The following is a 17132-nucleotide window of genomic DNA, read 5'->3' as shown; positions in this document are numbered from 1 at the left end:
CTGTTCCCCCCGGCCTAGTACGAGAAGGCCATCGGCTTGTCGGCGTCACGCGTGTCGCCGCCGATCTTCGTGGGCGGGTTGAGGTCGGCCTCGGTCAGCTCGGGCGGGCCGGCCTTGACGTACTTCACGAGCAGTTTGACCTCGACCACGGCGAGGATCGCGTACAGCGCGGTGAAGACGGCCATCGAGGTGAGGACCTCGCCCTGGGAGACACCGGGGGAGACCGCGTCCCGGGTCTGCAGGACGCCGTAGACGACCCACGGCTGGCGGCCCATCTCGGTGAAGATCCAGCCCCAGGAGTTGGCTATCAGCGGGAAGGCCAGGGTCCAGATCGCGATGCGCCAGTACCAGGAGGTGAGCTTCGGGCCCAGCGCCTTGTTCTTGAGGAGCACCAGGTGCGGCACCTCGTCGTCGCCGACCCGCAGATGCTGCGGCAGCATGAACTTCTTGCGGGTCAGCCAGAGCCCGGCCAGCCCGATGGCGAAGGAGGCCATGCCGAAGCCGATCATCCAGCGGAAGCCCCAGAAGGTGACGGGGATGTTGGGCCGGTAGTCACCGGGCCCGAACTTCTGCTGCTCGGCCTTGTTGACGTCGTTGATGCCGGGAACGTACGAGGTGAAGTTGTCGTCGGCGAGGAAGGACAGCAGGCCCGGGATCTCGATGGCCACGGTGTTGTGGCCCTTCTCCACATCGCCGTACGCGAAGATCGAGAACGGTGCCGGCTTCTGGCCGTCCCACAGCGCCTCGGCGGCGGCCATCTTCATCGGCTGCTGCTTGAACATGACCTTGCCGAGCGTGTCGCCGCTGATCGCGGTGAGCAGACCGGCGATGACCACGGTGATCAGGCCGAGCCGCAGCGAGGTCTTCATCTCGCGGATGTGCTTCTTGCGGGCCAGGTGGTAGGCGGCGATGCCCACCATGAAGGCGCCACCGGTCAGGAAGGCCGCCGACAGGGTGTGGAAAGCCTGGGTGAGGGCCGTGTTCTGGGTCAGCACGGCCCAGAAGTCGGTCAGCTCGGCCCGCCCCCTGGTCTTGTCGATCTTGTAGCCGACCGCGTGCTGCATCCAGGAGTTGGCCGCGAGGATGAAGTACGCCGACAGGATCGTGCCGATCGAGACCATCCAGATGCAGGCCAGATGGATCTTCTTCGGCAGCTTGTCCCAGCCGAAGATCCACAGGCCGATGAACGTGGACTCGAAGAAGAACGCGATCAGCGCCTCGAAGGCGAGCGGGGCACCGAAGATGTCACCGACGAAGCGCGAGTAGTCCGACCAGTTCATGCCGAACTGGAACTCCTGCACGATGCCGGTGACCACACCCATCGCGATGTTGATCAGGAAGAGCTTGCCCCAGAACTTCGTCGCCCTGAGGTACTTCTCCTTCTCCGTGCGCACCCAGGCCGTCTGCAGCCCGGCCGTGAGCGCGGCCAGGGAGATCGTCAGCGGGACGAACAGGAAGTGGTAGACGGTGGTGATGCCGAACTGCCAGCGCGCCAGTGTCTCCGGCGCCAAAGCCAGGTCCACGTCGTCACTCTCCTTACTACGCCGTGGTACAGCGGCGGTTTGCCCCTTTTACGGCACACATACAGGAGCAAACGGGACGCGCTTGTGAACGCGTTCACATTCACAAGCCATTATGACGCACTGATTTTCGGCCGCGGAAGGGGGGTCCCCCCTCTGCCTTCCCGTCAAGACCTTGGCAGCGACTTCAACATCTTGTTGAATTGCGCGCCATGCAGATACGCATTTCCTGGCCCGCGGGCAACATCACCGCGACCCTCGACGCAAGCACCCCGACCGCACAGGCCCTCGCCAAGGCGCTGCCTCTTGTTTCGACCGCGCACACATGGGGTGAGGAGGTGTATTTCGACACAGGCGTCTCTGTTTCCCGTGAAACGGACGCCCGTCAGATCGTGGAGCCCGGCACGGTGGCCTTCTGGACGGACGGCGACGCACTCGCCCTCCCCTACGGGCCCACGCCGATCTCGCGAGGTGACGAGTGCCGCCTCGCGAGCCCGTGCAACGTCCTCGGCAGCCTGGATGGGGACGCTCGCCTCCTGGCGACCGTACGAGACGGCGACCCCATCCGCGTGGAACTGATCGACGAGTAGCGCTCCCGCCGGGCTACAGGCCCTTGTGGAACGCCTCCGCCACCTTCAGGAAGATGTCGTTCGCCTCGGCCTCTCCGACCGTCACCCGCACACCCTCGCCCGGGAACGGCCGGACCACCACACCGTGCTGCTCACAGGCCTGCGCGAACGCGACCGTACGCTCCCCCAGCCGCAGCCACACGAAGTTGGCCTGCGTCTCCGGCACCGTCCAGCCCTGGGCCCGCAGCGCGTCGACCACGCGCGTGCGCTCGCACACCAGCGAGCCGACCCGGCCCAGCAGCTCGTCCTCGGCCCGCAGCGAGGCGATCGCCGCTTCCTGCGCGAGCTGGCTCACCCCGAACGGCACCGCGGTCTTGCGCAGCGCCGCCGCCACCGGCTCATGGGCGATCGCGAAACCGACGCGCAGCCCGGCCAGCCCGTACGCCTTGGAGAAGGTCCGCAGCACACAGACGTTGGGCCGCTTCCGGTACAGCTCGACGCCGTCGGGCACCTCGGGGTCGCGGATGAACTCCCGGTATGCCTCGTCCAGGACCACCAGCACATCGCTGGGCACCCGGTCCAGGAACCGCTCCAGCTCGGCCCGCCGCACCACCGTGCCGGTCGGGTTGTTGGGGTTGCAGACAAAGATCAGCCGCGTCCGGTCGGTGATCGCCTCCGCCATCGCGTCCAGGTCGTGCACATCGCCCGGCGTGAGCGGCACCTGCACCGACCGGGCCCCGCTGATCTGCGTGATGATCGGGTACGCCTCGAAGGACCGCCAGGCGTAGATCACCTCGTCACCGGGGCCGCTGGTGGCCTGGATCAGCTGCTGGGCGACACCCACCGAACCGGTCCCGGTGGCCAGGTGGGAGAGCGGCACGCCGAAGCGCTCGGACAGCTCGTTCATCAGCCCGGTGCAGGCCATGTCCGGGTAGCGGTTGAAGTCACAGGCCGCTGCCGACACGCTCTCCAGCACACCCGGCAGCGGCGGGTACGGGTTCTCGTTGGAAGACAGCTTGTAGGCGACCGGACCGCCGGCCGCGGCCGGCTTGCCCGGCTTGTAGGTGGGGATACCCTCCAGCTCGGCGCGCAGCTTGGGGCTCGTCTCGCTCACCGCAGTCCTCCTCACGACCACCGGCGACCCGTCGACACCGCCGGCTTCCAATACTCCTCACCTTATGAGGATTCGGCGCCGCTGCGTACAGGTGCGTGAGGGCCAGGAGTGCGGGCACCCTCCCAGGACGAGCTGCGTCCCGCACTCCCACCGGCATCAAGGGCATCACCGTACGAAGGCGTACGTTTCGGGGGGCGCGCCGTACATATATCTACGCGCCGGTGGCTTGCGCCGTGGCGCGCATCCCCCGTGAAGGTGAGTTGAGACCTCTTCGAGACATCGGGCACTTGGCAGGCCCACACGCGTTGACAAGTCACGTCTTACTATTGAAGCAGTCAACTTCCTTTCATTCCAAGGAGGTTGACCCCCCATGACCATGCAGAAACGTGCCTGTCAACGCGTGCATATGCGTCCGCACTACCCCACCGCATGAGCCCTACTATCGGCTCGCCATGACAGCAGCAGGGAAGCACCAGGTGAGCCGCGCGGAAACCTCACGTCGAGGCAGCCGGCCGGGTCGGGCGGGCATCAGAGACGTCGCCGCCGCCGCCGGGGTCTCCATCACGACCGTGTCCGACGCTCTCAACGGCAAGGGCCGGCTCCCGGATGCCACCCGGCGCCATGTCCGCGAGGTCGCCGACCGGCTGGGGTACCGACCCTCGGCCGCCGCCCGCACCCTCCGTACCGGCAAGTCGGGTCTGATCGGCCTGACCGTGACGACGTACGGGGATGAACCTTTCACCTTCACGGAGTTCGCATACTTCGCCGAGATGGCCCGGGCCGCCACCTCGGCCGCGCTCGCCCGCGGCTACGCCCTGGTCATTCTCCCCGCGACCTCCCGCCATGACGTCTGGTCCAACGTCGCCCTGGACGGCACGGTCGTCATCGACCCCTCCGACCAGGACCCGGTGGTCAGCGAACTCGTCCGGCAGGGCCTGCCCGTCGTCTCCGACGGCCGCCCGGCCGGCTCCCTCCCCGTCACCGCCTGGGTCGACAACGACCACGAGGCCGCCGTGCTCGGCATCCTCGACCACCTCGCCGACGCCGGCGCCCGCCGCATCGGCCTGCTCACGGGCACCTCGACGGACACGTACACCCACCTGTCGACCACCGCCTACCTGCGCTGGTGCGACCGGGTCGGCCAGGACCCGGTCTACGAGGCCTACCCGGCGCACGACCCGTGCGCGGGCGCCGTCGCCGCCGACCGGCTGCTCGCCCGCCCCGACCGGCCCGACGCGGTCTACGGGCTGTTCGACCCCAACGGCACCGACCTGCTCGCCGCCGCCCGCCGCTACGGCCTCCGCGTCCCCGACGACCTGCTGCTGGTGTGCTGCAGCGAGTCCACCGTGTACGCCAGTACCGAGCCGCCCATCACCACGCTCTCGCTGAAGCCGCGCCGCATCGGCACCGCCGTCGTCCAGCTCCTCATCGACGCCATCGAGGGCGTCGAGTCCGACCAGCCGGTCGAGCAGGTGATACCGACCGAACTGATCGTGCGCACCTCCTCGCAGCGGCGGTCCCCGCGCACGACGGTCAGCCCGCCGCGGACACCGGACGACAAGTAGCGCCGCTCGCCGCATCGGCCGGTACGGGCCCGGCCGGTGCGGCACGGAGACCGGCCGGCCGAGGGCTCGGCCGGCCGACAGCTGGTCGAACATCTGCCCAAACGGGGCGAAAGCCGCGGTGAACTGGAGTCTTGTTCCGATTCACCACCCCTGGGTCATCACACGGCGCGACGCGCATTCCTATGATGGGCCCACGACACCGCGGACCGCTGCGACCAGGCAGTCCGAAGCGGTTCAGATGCGGCGCGATGGTGGAGGGGTCTGATGACTCAGGGGGCCGGTCAGGGACCCGAGGCGGAGCGGACGGCGACGCTGCGCGACTTCCGGGTACCCGCGTACGTCCACGAGACCGGTCCGTACGTCCGTAGCGTCCACCCCGGCAACGCCGTCCCGGCCGCCGACGAGGCGTACCCCGAGGGCTACACCCCCACCCAGCGCGACCTGCCCGTCATCAACCGCGGCGACACCCTCCAGGTCCCCGTCGAGCCCGCCCCTGCCCCCGCCTCCCCGGCACCGCAGCCCGCGACCGGGCCCGGACCGCTCTACGTCGTCGGCGACGTCCACGGCTACCTGGACGAGCTGGTGGCCGCCCTGCGGGCGCAGGGCCTGATCGACGCCTCGGGCCAGTGGTGCGCGGGCACCACCCGGCTGTGGTTCCTCGGCGACTTCACCGACCGCGGCCCGGACGGCATCGGTGTCATCGACCTGGTCATGCGGCTGTCCGCCGAGGCCGCCGCGGCAGGCGGCTACTGCAAGGCCCTCATGGGCAACCACGAGCTGCTGCTGCTCGGCGCCAAGCGGTTCGGCGACACGCCCGTCAACTCCGGCGCGGGCACCGCCACCTTCCAGGCGGCCTGGCTGCTCAACGGCGGCCAGAAGACCGACATGGACCGCCTCCAGGACCACCATCTGCAGTGGATGGCCCGCCTCGACGCCGTCGAGGAGGTCGACGGCTATCTGCTCATCCACTCCGACACGACCGCCTATCTCGACTACGGCGACTCCATCGAAGCGGTCAACGACACCGTCCGCGAGACTCTGACCCGCAACGACGCGGACGAGGTCTGGGATTTGTTCCGCAAGTTCACCAAGCGCTTCTCCTTCCGGGACGAGGGCGGCGCCGACGCCGTGCGCTCCCTCCTCGATACGTACGGCGGCACCCGGGTCGTTCACGGGCACAGCCCCATTCCCTACCTCCTCGGCGAAGTCGGCTCCGAGGACGGCGAGGAGGGAACCGGCCCGGTCGTCGAGGGACCGCACATCTACGCCGACGGGCTCGCCATCGCCATGGACGGCGGCGTGACCATGGCCGGAAAGCTACTGGTCCGGCAACTCCCCCTGGATATCTGACCGTTCCGCGGGCAGGCGCCCTCCGGCTGCGTACACCCAGGTCGGCACGCAATTTCCGGCAACCCCTGTCACCGTGCGCCGTCACGGCTCTACCATCGGCTTATCCGTAGCAGGCTCCCCTCCGTTTCTGCCCGACGGCTCGCCGGCGTGCGAGCCCCAAGCCCTACGGAGCATCGGGGGATGCACATGAACAGCGTTCCGCAGCACCTGCAGAGCGAGGACCGCCAGGAATTCGAGCGGCTCCTCGATGAGGCGCTGCGCTCCGCACCACACCGACCGGAACTGGCCGCTGTCGGACAGCGGCTCAACGCCGAACAACTGCGCACCATGGCGCTCAACGCCTCCGCCCTGATCACGGCAGCCGCGGCGGCCGAGTACCAGCACTACGTCAGGGTCCGCGACGAGCTGCGCCACCCGGCGCTGTCCGTCCCGCCCGCGGCCGACAACTCCGATGCCCTCGCCCCGGATCCGGCCGCCGCGGACCTCGCCACCACCCTCGGCGAAGCCGCCGAGAGCACCGGCGCGGGCGCCATCGCGGTCATCGCCGTCCTGGCTCCCGTCCTCTCCGGAACGGCCGCGATGATCTTCTTGCTCGTCGGCTACATCCTGAAGATGCTGGACCCCGGGCACACCCTCGCCCGGACCATGCTCACCACCGGCTGGGTGTTCGGTGCCATCACCGCGGCGGCGATCCTCGTCGCGGCCGTCGGGCTGCTGCTCACCGCCCTGCGCAACAGCGATCCGGCGGACGCCCGGGCACGGGACACGGCGCACGAGGAGCTGGCCAGGGCCCGGGAGGCATGGCGGAACGCTCTGCTGGAGCGCGGCATCCTGCCGTTCCTCCGGGAGGCACTGGCCGAGCCCGGCCCCACCGCCGTGCGCCACACGGCCCCACCCGCCCCGACCGGTCGCATACCGCGCCTGGGCTACGGCCGCCCAGGCTTCAGCAGCCCCGACGACGGCGCCGCGTCCGGCCGCCCGAACTACACCAGCCCCGACTACACGAGCCCCGACTTCGGCGGCCCGGAGCACCGGCCCGAGTGACCGGGCCCTGCTCCGAGCAGCCCCGTCTCATGCCCCCGTGCCGCCCCAGCCGCCCGCCTACGGGACGGCCGGCGCGGCGAGTTCACCGTGCGCGAGTCAGTCGGCGATCGGCAGATACACCCGGTTGCCGGCAGCCGCGAACTCCTTCGACTTCTGTGCCATGCCCTGCTCGATCTCGGCCCGGCTGCCACCGTGCTCCCGCCGGATGTCCTGCGAGATCTTCATGCTGCAGAACTTCGGACCGCACATGGAGCAGAAGTGGGCCGTCTTGGCGGGCTCGGCCGGCAGGGTCTCGTCGTGGAACTCCCGTGCCGTGTCCGGGTCCAGGGCGAGGTTGAACTGGTCCTCCCACCGGAACTCGAAGCGGGCGTCGGACAGCGCGTCGTCCCACTCCTGCGCGCCGGGGTGCCCCTTGGCGAGGTCCGCGGCGTGCGCGGCGATCTTGTAGGTGATGACGCCGGTCTTGACGTCGTCCCGGTTGGGCAGGCCCAGGTGCTCCTTGGGCGTGACGTAGCAGAGCATCGCCGTGCCCCACCAGGCGATCATCGCGGCACCGATGCCGGAGGTGATGTGGTCGTACGCCGGCGCGATGTCCGTGGTCAGCGGGCCGAGCGTATAGAACGGAGCTTCATCGCAGATCTCCTGCTGAAGGTCGATGTTCTCCTTGATCTTGTGCATCGGGACGTGCCCGGGGCCCTCGATCATCGTCTGTACGTTGAAACGCTTGGCGATGCGGTTGAGTTCCCCGAGCGTCTTCAACTCCGCGCACTGCGCCTCGTCGTTGGCGTCCGCGATCGAGCCCGGGCGCAGGCCGTCGCCCAGCGAGTACGTGACGTCGTAAGCGGCGAGAATCTCGCACAGCTCTTCGAAGTTCTCGTACAGGAACGATTCCTTGTGGTGCGCCAGGCACCACGCGGCCATGATCGAGCCGCCACGCGAGACGATGCCGGTCTTGCGGTTGGCGGTGAGCGGGACGTACGGCAGCCGGACGCCCGCGTGGACGGTCATGTAGTCCACGCCCTGCTCGGCCTGCTCGATGACGGTGTCCTTGTAGATCTCCCAGGTCAGGTCCTCGGCCCTGCCGTCGACCTTCTCCAGGGCCTGGTAGAGCGGCACCGTGCCGATGGGCACGGGGGAGTTGCGCAGGACCCACTCGCGGGTGGTGTGGATGTTCCGGCCGGTGGACAGGTCCATGACCGTGTCGGCGCCCCAGCGGGTCGCCCAGGTCATCTTCTCGACCTCCTCCTCGATGGAGGACGTCACCGCGGAGTTGCCGATGTTGGCGTTCACCTTCACCAGGAACCGCTTGCCGATGATCATCGGCTCGATCTCCGGGTGGTTGACGTTGGCCGGGAGCACGGCCCGGCCCGCCGCGATCTCCTCGCGGACCACCTCGGGCGAAACGTTCTCCCGGATGGCCACGTACTCCATCTCCGGCGTGATCTCGCCTCGGCGGGCGTACGCGAGCTGCGTCACCGCCTGGCCACCGCGACCCCGTCGCGGCTGGCGCGGGCGTCCGGGGAAGACCGCGTCCAGGTTCCGCAGCCCGCCGCGCGGCGAGGTGTGCTTGATCCCGTCGTCCTCGGGACGAACCGGACGGCCCGCGTACTCCTCGGTGTCGCCGCGGGCGATGATCCAGTTGTCCCGCAGCGGCGCCAGGCCCCTGCGGACGTCCGTGTCGACGAGTGGATCGGTGTACGGGCCCGATGTGTCGTACAGCGTGACCGACTGCCCGTTGGTGAGGTGCACCTGGCGGACCGGCACCCGCATGTCGGGGCGCGAGCCCTCGACGTACGCCTTGTGCCAGCCGATGGACTTCCCGGCCTCCTGGGACTTCTCGTCCTGAACGGAGGCAGGCGTGCGTGCGTCCTTGTTGGTCATGAGACCTACTCCCTACGCCGGCATTACCCGGTAACAGGTTCGGCGGTCGACGCAGCGGATTCCGTCTGCCGACGTTTCCTGTGGAACATCGCTCGTTCCACGTGAAACATCGCGTCTACGGAGGTCAGCGCCCTCTCAGCCCGGTGCTCCGAGCTCCCGCGTGTGCAAAGGTGCCTCCACGCTAGCGTTATTTGTGGCGCGGTGAACAGTGGGCCCCCACCGTTCTTGCGATGATCGGGCGGTGACCAGGATGGAGCAGTACCCCCACCAGCCGCCCGAGCCGCTCCGCCGAGCGGGCTCGGGCGAAGGCGTCGGACACGGCCACGGAGCCCCTGAGGGCGGCCGTGAACCTGGGCACGGGCCGGGGCACTCGCACGGCCACACTCACAGTCACGGCCCCGCCGCCCCCGTCTCCAAGCACCTGCGCAAGGTCATCGCCGCGATCCTGGTCCCCTTCACCGCGGCGGTCCTGGTCGGGCTCGTGGTGCTCTGGCCCGGAGAGGCACCGTCGCACAAGCGCACCGGCGTCGGCTTCGACCGGCAGACCCAGCAGGCAACGGTCACCCGGGTCGTAGAGGTCAGCTGCAAGTCGGTGAACGCCTCCGGCGTCCCCCCGACCGGGGACACCTCCACCGCCGAAGGCACATCGGCGCAGCAGGAGGCCAACGGCACCTGCAAGAAAGCGACCGTCCGGGTCGACACCGGCAAGGACAAGGGCCGTACCTTCACCGAGGTCGTGCAACCTGACCAGTCGCGGCAACTGCACCAGGGCGAGAAGGTCGTGGTCGCCTACGAGCCCTCGGCCCCCAAGGAACTGCAGTACGCGGTGACCGATGTGAACCGGCAGTTCCCCATGTCGCTGCTCGCGGGGATCTTCGCCGTGGCCGTGGTCGTGGTGGGCCGGCTGCGTGGTGTCATGGCGCTGATCGCGCTGGCCGTGAGCTTCCTGGTGCTGACGCTGTTCATCCTGCCGGCGATCCTGCAGGGGGCGAACCCGCTGGTGGTGGCCGTGGTCGGATCGAGCGCCATCATGCTGATCGCGCTGTACATGTGTCACGGACTGTCGGCCCGTACGTCGGTGGCGGTGCTCGGCACGCTGATCTCGCTCCTGCTGATCGGTGTGCTCGGCTCACTGTTCATCGGCTGGGCCGCGCTGACCGGCAACACGGACGACAACACCGGCCTGATCCACGGCCTGTACCCGTCGATCGACATGAGCGGTCTGCTGCTGGCCGGCGTCATCATCGGTTCGCTCGGCGTCCTGGACGATGTGACGGTGACCCAGACGTCGGCGGTCTGGGAACTGCACGAGGCCAACCCCTCGATGGGCTGGCGCGGGCTGTACCGGGCGGGCATCCGCATCGGCCGCGACCACATCGCGTCCGTGGTCAACACGCTCGTGCTCGCCTACGCCGGTGCCGCGCTGCCGCTCCTGCTGCTGTTCTCGATCGCGCAGAGCAGCGTCGGGACCGTGGCCAACAGCGAGCTGGTGGCCGAGGAGATCGTGCGCACGCTGGTGGGCTCGATCGGTCTGGTCGCCTCGGTCCCGGTCACCACGGCGCTGGCCGCGCTGGTCGTGTCGGCCGACCGGCCCGGCCCGGACGGCAGGGCGCCGGCCGGGGCCCAGCCCGCGCCCGCGCGGGGCGGGCGGGGGCGGCGCCGGAAGCGGTGAGTGCGGCGGGGGCGGGCGCCCGCCCCCTGCAGAAGCGTTCCTGCACGGTTCCACGTGGCACGGCGGAGCGTCCAGTGTCACTTGCCGTAACGCTTCAGCCGGCGCTCTGCTCCTCGGCCAGGATGCGGTCCAGAGCCTCGTCGAGATGGGCGTCGAAATCAGCGAGCGCACCCTCCTGACCGAGCGGCACGAGCTTGTCCGTGCGGTCGAGGAAGGCCACGAGCGGTGGCGCCGACGAGCGGAACAGGGCCTGGTCGCCACCGACCTGAAGCCGGATCAGCACCTCGCCCAGCACCTCGGAATCGGCGGGGGCGATGCGCACATCGCCCTCCCCGCACGGGCGGCCGACCCCGTCGATCAGCAGCTCCCGCCCGAAGGCCCAGGTCACCGGGGCATCACCGGGCAGATGAAAGGTGAGCCGCACGGCATAGGGATCACTTGTCTCGTAGCACAACTCCACCGGGATACGGAAGGAGAGATCCTCCGACACGAGAAAGCTCATCATGACTTCTGCTTGTACGGACTCGCGCATCGCCTACCCCGATATGACATCGACTGGCCGGGATTGATCCCTCTGACCGTGGTCAAATCTTGCTGAACGTACACGGCAGATCACAAGGAGTAAGATTTCAGATACTGATAGAGAGCGCGAGAGCCCCCAGGTGCCGCCCGATCTCCGCCTGCAGCCGCTGGGCCGCGGGAAGCAGCCGGTCCGCCTGATGGGCGGGGAGGGAGATGGCCATGGTGGCCGCGGTGGTACCGACCGTGATCGGGATCGCCGCGCAGACCGTCCCGACCGCGTACTCCTGACGCTCCACCGCGGTTTCCATCCGCCGCATCCGGGCCAGCCGGCGCAGCAGCGCGTCGTTGTCCCGCACGGTGTACGGAGTGAGGGGCTGCACGGGATACCGGGCGAGATGGTCGCGTCGCGCGTCCTCGTCCAGCTGGGAGAGCAGGCACTGCCCGATCGCGTGCGCATGGCCGGTCTCGCGGAAGTCCGCCCACTCCTCGACCGCGGGCGCCTGACGGGAGTCGGAGACGCACATGACCTCGATCTCCCCGTCCCGGTACAGCGCGTAGTACACCGGCACACCGAGGGAATCGCACCAGTGCGCAAGCGTGTCCGCCACCGCGCTGCGACGTTTCTGCTGCGCTCCGCTGCGGGCCAGCCGCTCTGTCGCGTCGCCGAGGTGGAACAGTCCCTTCTCCCGCCGCAGATAGCCCTCGTGCACCAGAGTGCGCAACAGGTGGTACGCCGTGGGCAGCGCGAGGCCGGTCTCGCGGGCGAGTTGTTTGGCCGGGGCGCCGTAGGGGTGCGCGGCGACGGTCTCCAGCAGGCGCATGGCGCGCTGGACGGATCCGATGAGCGTGGCGTTGGATCCGGCGGCGGCCGGTGGTTCCGGCCGACGGGCGGAGGGCGGAGGGCCGGAGAGGTCCCCGGCAGGCGGAGGGCCGGAGAGGTCCGCCGCGGGCCGGGGGCCGGGAAGGTCAGTCGCAGCCGCAGGGCCGGGAAGGTTCTCTGTGCGTGCCTGCACTTGGCCGGGGACGGCCAGGGGAGCCGGTCGGCCGGGGGATGCGCAGGAGCGCGGTGGGGTGGTGGGGGGTGCGTGGGATTCTGCCGGTGCGGTGTCAACCGTGGCCAAGGGTCACTCCCGAAGCGCGAGGGGCAGCCCGTGCGAAGGAAGAGCACGGAGGGGTCTGCGCCACCCACGGGGCCGGACCCCGTGGAGAGTTCCGGACTTTAACCGTCCGCACCGCGTGCAGACGGCCCCCCGGGGAAACTTCCCCCGCCCGAGGGAACCGGTGCTCCCGTCACCTGACACCGGCTCCCGGACGCCTCACCAGTCGCTGCGCGACGAGGAGTTCCCCATGAACTTGCGCACGACGTAGATCAGTCCGCCGACGAGGGCGACGAAGACCAGCGCCTTGAACAGCAGGCCGATCACGAAGCCGACCACGGTCGCTATCAGGCCACCGAACACGACCAGGGCGATGACCGGCACCGCGACCCACTTCACCCACCACGGCAGCCCCGCGAAGATCTCTCGCATCGCCTCGTCCTTCGTTCTCATGCGTTGTCGATGTTCCGCACTCGATGCTAGGGCCGCGGGGGGCCTTTGCGGGGGCATCGCATCCCTTGTCCTCCCCTGACGCGTCCCCTAGGGAACCCCGGGGTCCCGGCTCACGCCTCGGGCGGAGAGAACACGACGAGCACCCTGAGATCCTCGCTGATGTGGTGGAACTTGTGGGCCACCCCGGCGGGCACGTACACGACGCTGCCGCGCGCCACCTGGGTCGTCTCCAGACCGACCGTGATGGCGGCCCGGCCGCTGACCACGAAGTACACCTCGTCCTGGTTGTGCGGCTTCTGCGGGTCGTGCTCGCCGGCGTTGAGGGCGTACAGGCCGACCGACATGTTCCGCTCGCGCAGGAACTGCAGGTAGGCGCCCTCGTTGGCGGCGCGTTCCGCCTCCAGTTCGTCCAGCCGGAATGCCTTCATCGCCGCTGCCGCCCTCGCCTCGCTGCTCGCTGTTCCACTGCTCGCCGTCGTCCCGCTCGCCCTCGACCCCGCCAGTGGCCGTCCGGTCTGCCACGATCAGACACATGAAGAATTTCGTAGTCAAGACGATCGCCAACGCGGGCGCCCTGGCGGTCGCCGTGTGGCTGCTCGACAAGATCACCCTCACCGGTGACAGCACCGCCAAGAAGGCCGGCACGCTGATCGTCGTCGCGCTGATCTTCGGCTTGGTGAACTGGCTGGTCAAGCCCATCGTGAAGGTGTTGACCTTCCCGCTCTTCATTCTGACCCTGGGCCTGATCACCCTGGTCGTGAACGCGCTGATGCTGCTGCTGACCTCCTGGGTGTGCGACAAGCTCGACCTGAGCTTCCACGTGGAGGGCTTCTGGACGGCCGTCGTCGGCGGTCTGATCGTGTCCGTCGTCTCCTGGGCGCTGCACGTCGTCCTGCCCGACGAGGACTGAGCCCGCCATGCCCTACCGCGTCTGCTTCGTGTGCACCGGCAACATCTGCCGCTCCCCGATGGCCGAGTCCGTCTTCCGCGCGCGCGTGGCGGAGGCCGGGCTGGCGGACCTGGTGACGGCCGACAGCGCCGGTACCGGCGGCTGGCACGAGGGGGAGCCCGCCGACCCGCGCACGGTCTCGGTCCTGGAGGAGCGCGGCTACGACAGCGAGCACGTCGCCCGCCGGTTCGAGCCGTCGTGGTTCGCCCGCCTCGACCTCGTGATAGCCCTCGACGCCGGCCATCTCAGGGCCCTGCGCCGCCTGGCTCCCACCGAGGAGGACGCCCGCAAGATCCGCCTGCTCCGCTCCTACGCCCGCCCGTCGCCCGACCACCATTCCTCGGCGAGTGCTTGGCACGCCCTTTCCGAATGCGCCGGCGACGACCTCGACGTACCGGACCCGTACTACGGGGGCCGGGACGGCTTCGAGGAGTGCCTTGAGATGGTGGAGGCGGCGAGCACCGGCCTGCTCGCCGCCGTACGGGAAGAACTGGAGGGACGGGTCGCATGAGCGACGCCGCGCGGGACGAGGGCCGCACCGGCGACGGCACGCGCGCGGTACGGGCGGGCCTGCCCGAGCCGGTCAAGCACGAGCCGACCCTGCCCGGACCGGTGTTCGCCGCGCACTTCCATCTGCCCGGCGAGGCGACGGGACCGTACCTGTACGGCCGTGACGACAACCCGACCTGGACGCTGCTGGAGCGGGCCGTCACCGAGCTGGAGGCGCCCGGGCGGGAGGACGTCGAGACGCTGGTGTTCGCCTCCGGGATGGCGGCGATCTCCTCCGTGCTGTTCTCGCAGCTGCGCGCCGGGGACGCGGTCGTGCTGCCGTCCGACGGCTACCAGGCGCTGCCACTGGTCGGCGCCCAGCTGGAGGCGTACGGCATCGAGGTGCGCACCGCGCCGACCGGGGGCGACGCCCAGCTGGAGCTGCTCGACGGGGCGCGGCTGCTGTGGATCGAGTCGCCGTCGAACCCTGGGCTCGATGTCTGCGACATCCGGCGGCTGGCGGAGGCGGCACACGCGCGTGGCGCCCTGGTCGCCGTCGACAACACCCTCGCCACCCCGCTCGGGCAGCGCCCGCTGGAGCTGGGCGCCGACTTCTCCGTGGCCAGCGGCACCAAGCAGCTCACCGGGCACGGCGATGTCCTGCTGGGGTACGTCACCGGCCGCGACGCGGAGGCGATGGCCGCCGTACGCCGCTGGCGCAAGATCGTCGGCGCGATCTCCGGGCCCATGGAGGCATGGCTCGCGCACCGGTCCATCGCCACGCTCCAGCTGCGCGTCGACCGGCAGAACGCCACCGCGCTCGCCGTCGCGAAGGCACTGCGGCAGCGGCCCGAGGTCTCCGGCCTGCGCTACCCGGGCCTGCCCGACGACCCCGCGCACCGGACCGCCTCCGCGCAGATGCGCCGCTTCGGCTGTGTCGTCTCCTTCACGCTGCCCACGCGCGCGCGTGCCGAGCGCTTTCTCGCGGCCCTGCGCCTGGTGGAGGACGCGACGAGCTTCGGCGGGGTGCGGTCCACGGCCGAACGCCGCCGCCGCTGGGGCGGGGACGCTGTCTCCGAGGGCTTCATCCGCATGTCCGTCGGCGCGGAGGACTCCGAGGACCTGGTGGCCGACGTCCTGCGTGCTCTGGACGAGTCCGCCGACTGAGCCGGACGGCGCGCCTGCGACCTGCTGCGTGTCAGACGGACGACGGTCCGAGCCTCCCCCCTCGTGGCTCGGACCGTCTGCGGCTTTCCCGGGGGAAACACCGCGCGAACCAGGCTAGTTGACTCTGCGTCAGTGTCCAATCACAGTAGCGACAGAGACCTATCGACATATTTATAGTTGGTGCCTGCCCGGGAGCCGGAGGAGGGCGAGGAGGGCAGGGACCGGGGAGGGCATGCCATGGATCTGGCCTTGCTGCGGACCTTCGTCACCGTGCACCGGGCCGGCTCCTTCACCCGCGCCGCCGCCCTGCTCGGCCTCTCCCAGCCCGCCGTCACCTCACAGATCCGCACGCTGGAGCGCCAGCTGGGCAGGCCCCTGTTTCTGCGCCAGGCGCGCGGGGTGATCCCGACGACCATCGGCGACGAACTCGCGCACAAGGCCGCGCCGCATCTCGACGCCCTGGTGGAGATAGCGGAGAGCGGTCTGGACGACGAGTCCTCGTTACGGACGCTGCACCTGGCCGGCCCCCCGGAGTTCACCGCCGAACGTGCCCTGCCCGCTCTCACCGAGCTGACCGGCGACGATGGCCAGGGCTTCGCACTGCGCGCGTCCTTCGGGACGGCCGAGGAGGCGCTGAACGGGCTGGCCAGCGGCCACCACGATCTGGCCATCAGCACGGCCCGGCCGCGCGGGGCCCTGCTCACCGCCACCCCGCTCTGCGACGAGGAGCATGTACTGGTCGCATCCCCGCACTGGGCGGAGCGGATCGACTCGGACGCCCTGCGGCTGAAGGGCGCGCCGGCCCTGGAGCACCTGCCCGTCGTCGAGGTCCACGAGTCGCTGCCGTTCGTCTCGCGCTACTGGGCCTCCGTCTTCGACTCCCGCCCGGCCGCCACGGGCACGGTCATCACTCCCGACCTGCGGGCCGTGCTCTCCTGCGCCGTCGCCGGGGCCGGACTGGCGGTGCTGCCCCGGTATCTGTGCGCTCCGGCCCTGGACGAGGGCGCGATCGTCACCCTGCACGATCCGCCGGTGCCGCCGCTGCGTACGTACTTCCTGGTGGTGCGCACCGGCACGCTCGCCATGCCCCCTGTCGCGCGGGCCTATGAGTGGCTCCAGCACGCTGCCACGGCCTGGAGCTGACCCCGTCCGCCCGGAGATGCACGCACTGCGGTCGCGTCGTGGCGCTTTGCGATGTTTCACGTGGAACCAGCCGGGCCACATTTCTCCCATGACCGTCCGACCCGTGGTCAAGCGCACCGCCCGTGCCGTTCTCCTGGACGGTGACGACCTGATCCTGATCAAGCGCACCAAGCCCGGTGTCGATCCCTACTGGGTCACCCCCGGTGGCGGAGTCGAACCCGGGGACTCGACCGTCGTGGATGCCCTGCACCGGGAGGTGTACGAGGAACTCGGCGCCAAGATCACCGATGTGGTGCCGTGCTTCGTGGACACGGTGGAGCACATCGGCGAGGACGGAGGCGCGACCGGAGTGAAGGTGCAGCACTTCTTCGTCTGCCGACTGGAGTCCATGGACCCGGCGCTGCGCCATGGCCCCGAAGTGGAAGAGCCGGCCGGTGAGTACGAGATCGTCCGCGTCCCGTTCACCCGCGTCGGCATCGCCTCCGTCCATCTCGTCCCGCTGTCCCTGCGCCACTACCTGGACGGGAACATCGAAGGGGTACGCGCCATGCACGCCCCCGACCTCGGATGAGCAGAGCCGGTCCGCACCGACGAGAC

17 protein-coding genes and 1 riboswitch are annotated in these 17132 nt (G+C 69.7%); of the genes, 10 read left to right on the top strand and 7 right to left on the bottom strand.

What is annotated here, in order from left to right; genetic code table 11:
* Positions 1-14 precede the first annotated feature (14 nt).
* Positions 15-1523 carry a cytochrome ubiquinol oxidase subunit I gene (locus tag ABZ937_RS26265; protein ID WP_361695760.1) on the bottom strand — a complete coding sequence of 503 codons (1509 nt, stop codon included), beginning with the start codon at positions 1521-1523 and terminating at the stop codon, positions 15-17.
* Between the two features lie 209 nt (positions 1524-1732).
* Here ABZ937_RS26265 and ABZ937_RS26260 point away from each other — a divergent pair, with 209 nt between their 5' ends.
* Complete coding sequence (locus ABZ937_RS26260; RefSeq protein WP_361695805.1) at positions 1733-2110, top strand: cyclophilin-like fold protein; 378 nt, start codon at positions 1733-1735, stop codon at positions 2108-2110.
* A gap of 13 nt (positions 2111-2123) precedes the next feature.
* On the opposite strand, the gene hisC is transcribed toward ABZ937_RS26260, so the two are convergent.
* The gene (gene hisC / locus ABZ937_RS26255; protein ID WP_361695759.1) at positions 2124-3203 is read right to left on the bottom strand and encodes a histidinol-phosphate transaminase; all 1080 of its coding nucleotides are present in this window, start codon (positions 3201-3203) and stop codon (positions 2124-2126) included.
* 452 nt (positions 3204-3655) lie between these two features.
* On the opposite strand from hisC, the gene ABZ937_RS26250 reads away from it, so the two are divergent.
* From ABZ937_RS26250 to ABZ937_RS26240, 3 genes are all read left to right on the top strand, one after another.
* Entirely contained in the window at positions 3656-4768 is a 1113-nt protein-coding gene (locus ABZ937_RS26250) for a LacI family DNA-binding transcriptional regulator (RefSeq protein ID WP_361695758.1), read from the top strand.
* A gap of 264 nt (positions 4769-5032) precedes the next feature.
* Positions 5033-6118, top strand: coding sequence for a metallophosphoesterase (locus ABZ937_RS26245; protein WP_361695757.1), 1086 nt, complete (start codon positions 5033-5035; stop codon positions 6116-6118).
* Between the two features lie 180 nt (positions 6119-6298).
* Positions 6299-7162 carry a hypothetical protein gene (locus ABZ937_RS26240; RefSeq protein WP_361695756.1) on the top strand — a complete coding sequence of 288 codons (864 nt, stop codon included), beginning with the start codon at positions 6299-6301 and terminating at the stop codon, positions 7160-7162.
* Between the two features lie 96 nt (positions 7163-7258).
* On the opposite strand, the gene thiC is transcribed toward ABZ937_RS26240, so the two are convergent.
* Positions 7259-9043 (bottom strand): phosphomethylpyrimidine synthase ThiC, encoded by a 1785-nt coding sequence (thiC, locus tag ABZ937_RS26235; protein WP_361695755.1) that lies wholly within the window; start codon positions 9041-9043, stop codon positions 7259-7261.
* Positions 9036-9213, bottom strand: a riboswitch (TPP riboswitch). It overlaps the preceding gene by 8 nt.
* 80 nt (positions 9214-9293) lie before the next feature.
* Between thiC and ABZ937_RS26230 the strand changes: the two genes are divergently transcribed.
* Entirely contained in the window at positions 9294-10715 is a 1422-nt protein-coding gene (locus ABZ937_RS26230; RefSeq protein ID WP_361695804.1) for a YibE/F family protein, read from the top strand.
* A 94-nt stretch (positions 10716-10809) separates the two neighbouring features.
* On the opposite strand, the gene ABZ937_RS26225 is transcribed toward ABZ937_RS26230, so the two are convergent.
* From ABZ937_RS26225 to ABZ937_RS26210, 4 genes are all read right to left on the bottom strand, one after another.
* On the bottom strand, positions 10810-11247 hold the full coding sequence (locus ABZ937_RS26225; protein ID WP_361695754.1) for an SsgA family sporulation/cell division regulator: 438 nt from the start codon (positions 11245-11247) through the stop codon (positions 10810-10812).
* A gap of 97 nt (positions 11248-11344) precedes the next feature.
* Positions 11345-12079: an IclR family transcriptional regulator C-terminal domain-containing protein gene (locus ABZ937_RS26220; protein WP_361695803.1), complete on the bottom strand. Its 735-nt coding sequence runs from the start codon at positions 12077-12079 to the stop codon at positions 11345-11347.
* A 474-nt stretch (positions 12080-12553) separates the two neighbouring features.
* Positions 12554-12766 (bottom strand): DUF5326 family protein, encoded by a 213-nt coding sequence (locus ABZ937_RS26215; protein ID WP_356118675.1) that lies wholly within the window; start codon positions 12764-12766, stop codon positions 12554-12556.
* A 131-nt stretch (positions 12767-12897) separates the two neighbouring features.
* Complete coding sequence (locus ABZ937_RS26210) at positions 12898-13215, bottom strand: cupin domain-containing protein (protein WP_361695753.1); 318 nt, start codon at positions 13213-13215, stop codon at positions 12898-12900.
* Positions 13216-13319: 104 nt separating this feature from the next.
* On the opposite strand from ABZ937_RS26210, the gene ABZ937_RS26205 reads away from it, so the two are divergent.
* From ABZ937_RS26205 to ABZ937_RS26185, 5 genes are all read left to right on the top strand, one after another.
* Positions 13320-13697, top strand: coding sequence for a phage holin family protein (locus ABZ937_RS26205; RefSeq protein ID WP_361695752.1), 378 nt, complete (start codon positions 13320-13322; stop codon positions 13695-13697).
* 7 nt (positions 13698-13704) lie between these two features.
* On the top strand, positions 13705-14247 hold the full coding sequence (locus ABZ937_RS26200) for a low molecular weight protein-tyrosine-phosphatase (protein ID WP_361695751.1): 543 nt from the start codon (positions 13705-13707) through the stop codon (positions 14245-14247).
* Positions 14244-15392, top strand: coding sequence for a cystathionine gamma-lyase (locus ABZ937_RS26195; protein WP_361695750.1), 1149 nt, complete (start codon positions 14244-14246; stop codon positions 15390-15392). Before ABZ937_RS26200 ends, ABZ937_RS26195 begins: the two co-directional genes overlap by 4 nt.
* Before the next feature lie 237 nt (positions 15393-15629).
* Positions 15630-16535 carry a LysR family transcriptional regulator gene (locus ABZ937_RS26190; RefSeq protein ID WP_361695749.1) on the top strand — a complete coding sequence of 302 codons (906 nt, stop codon included), beginning with the start codon at positions 15630-15632 and terminating at the stop codon, positions 16533-16535.
* Positions 16536-16623: 88 nt separating this feature from the next.
* Entirely contained in the window at positions 16624-17106 is a 483-nt protein-coding gene (locus ABZ937_RS26185; protein WP_184967877.1) for an NUDIX hydrolase, read from the top strand.
* Positions 17107-17132 lie beyond the last annotated feature (26 nt).

The organism is Streptomyces sp. NPDC046727 (genome assembly GCF_040645635.1).
Taxonomy (GTDB): Bacteria; Actinomycetota; Actinomycetes; order Streptomycetales; family Streptomycetaceae; genus Streptomyces.
Note: the sequence above shows the minus strand (reverse complement) of the source record. Positions and strands in the feature narration are given on the sequence as shown.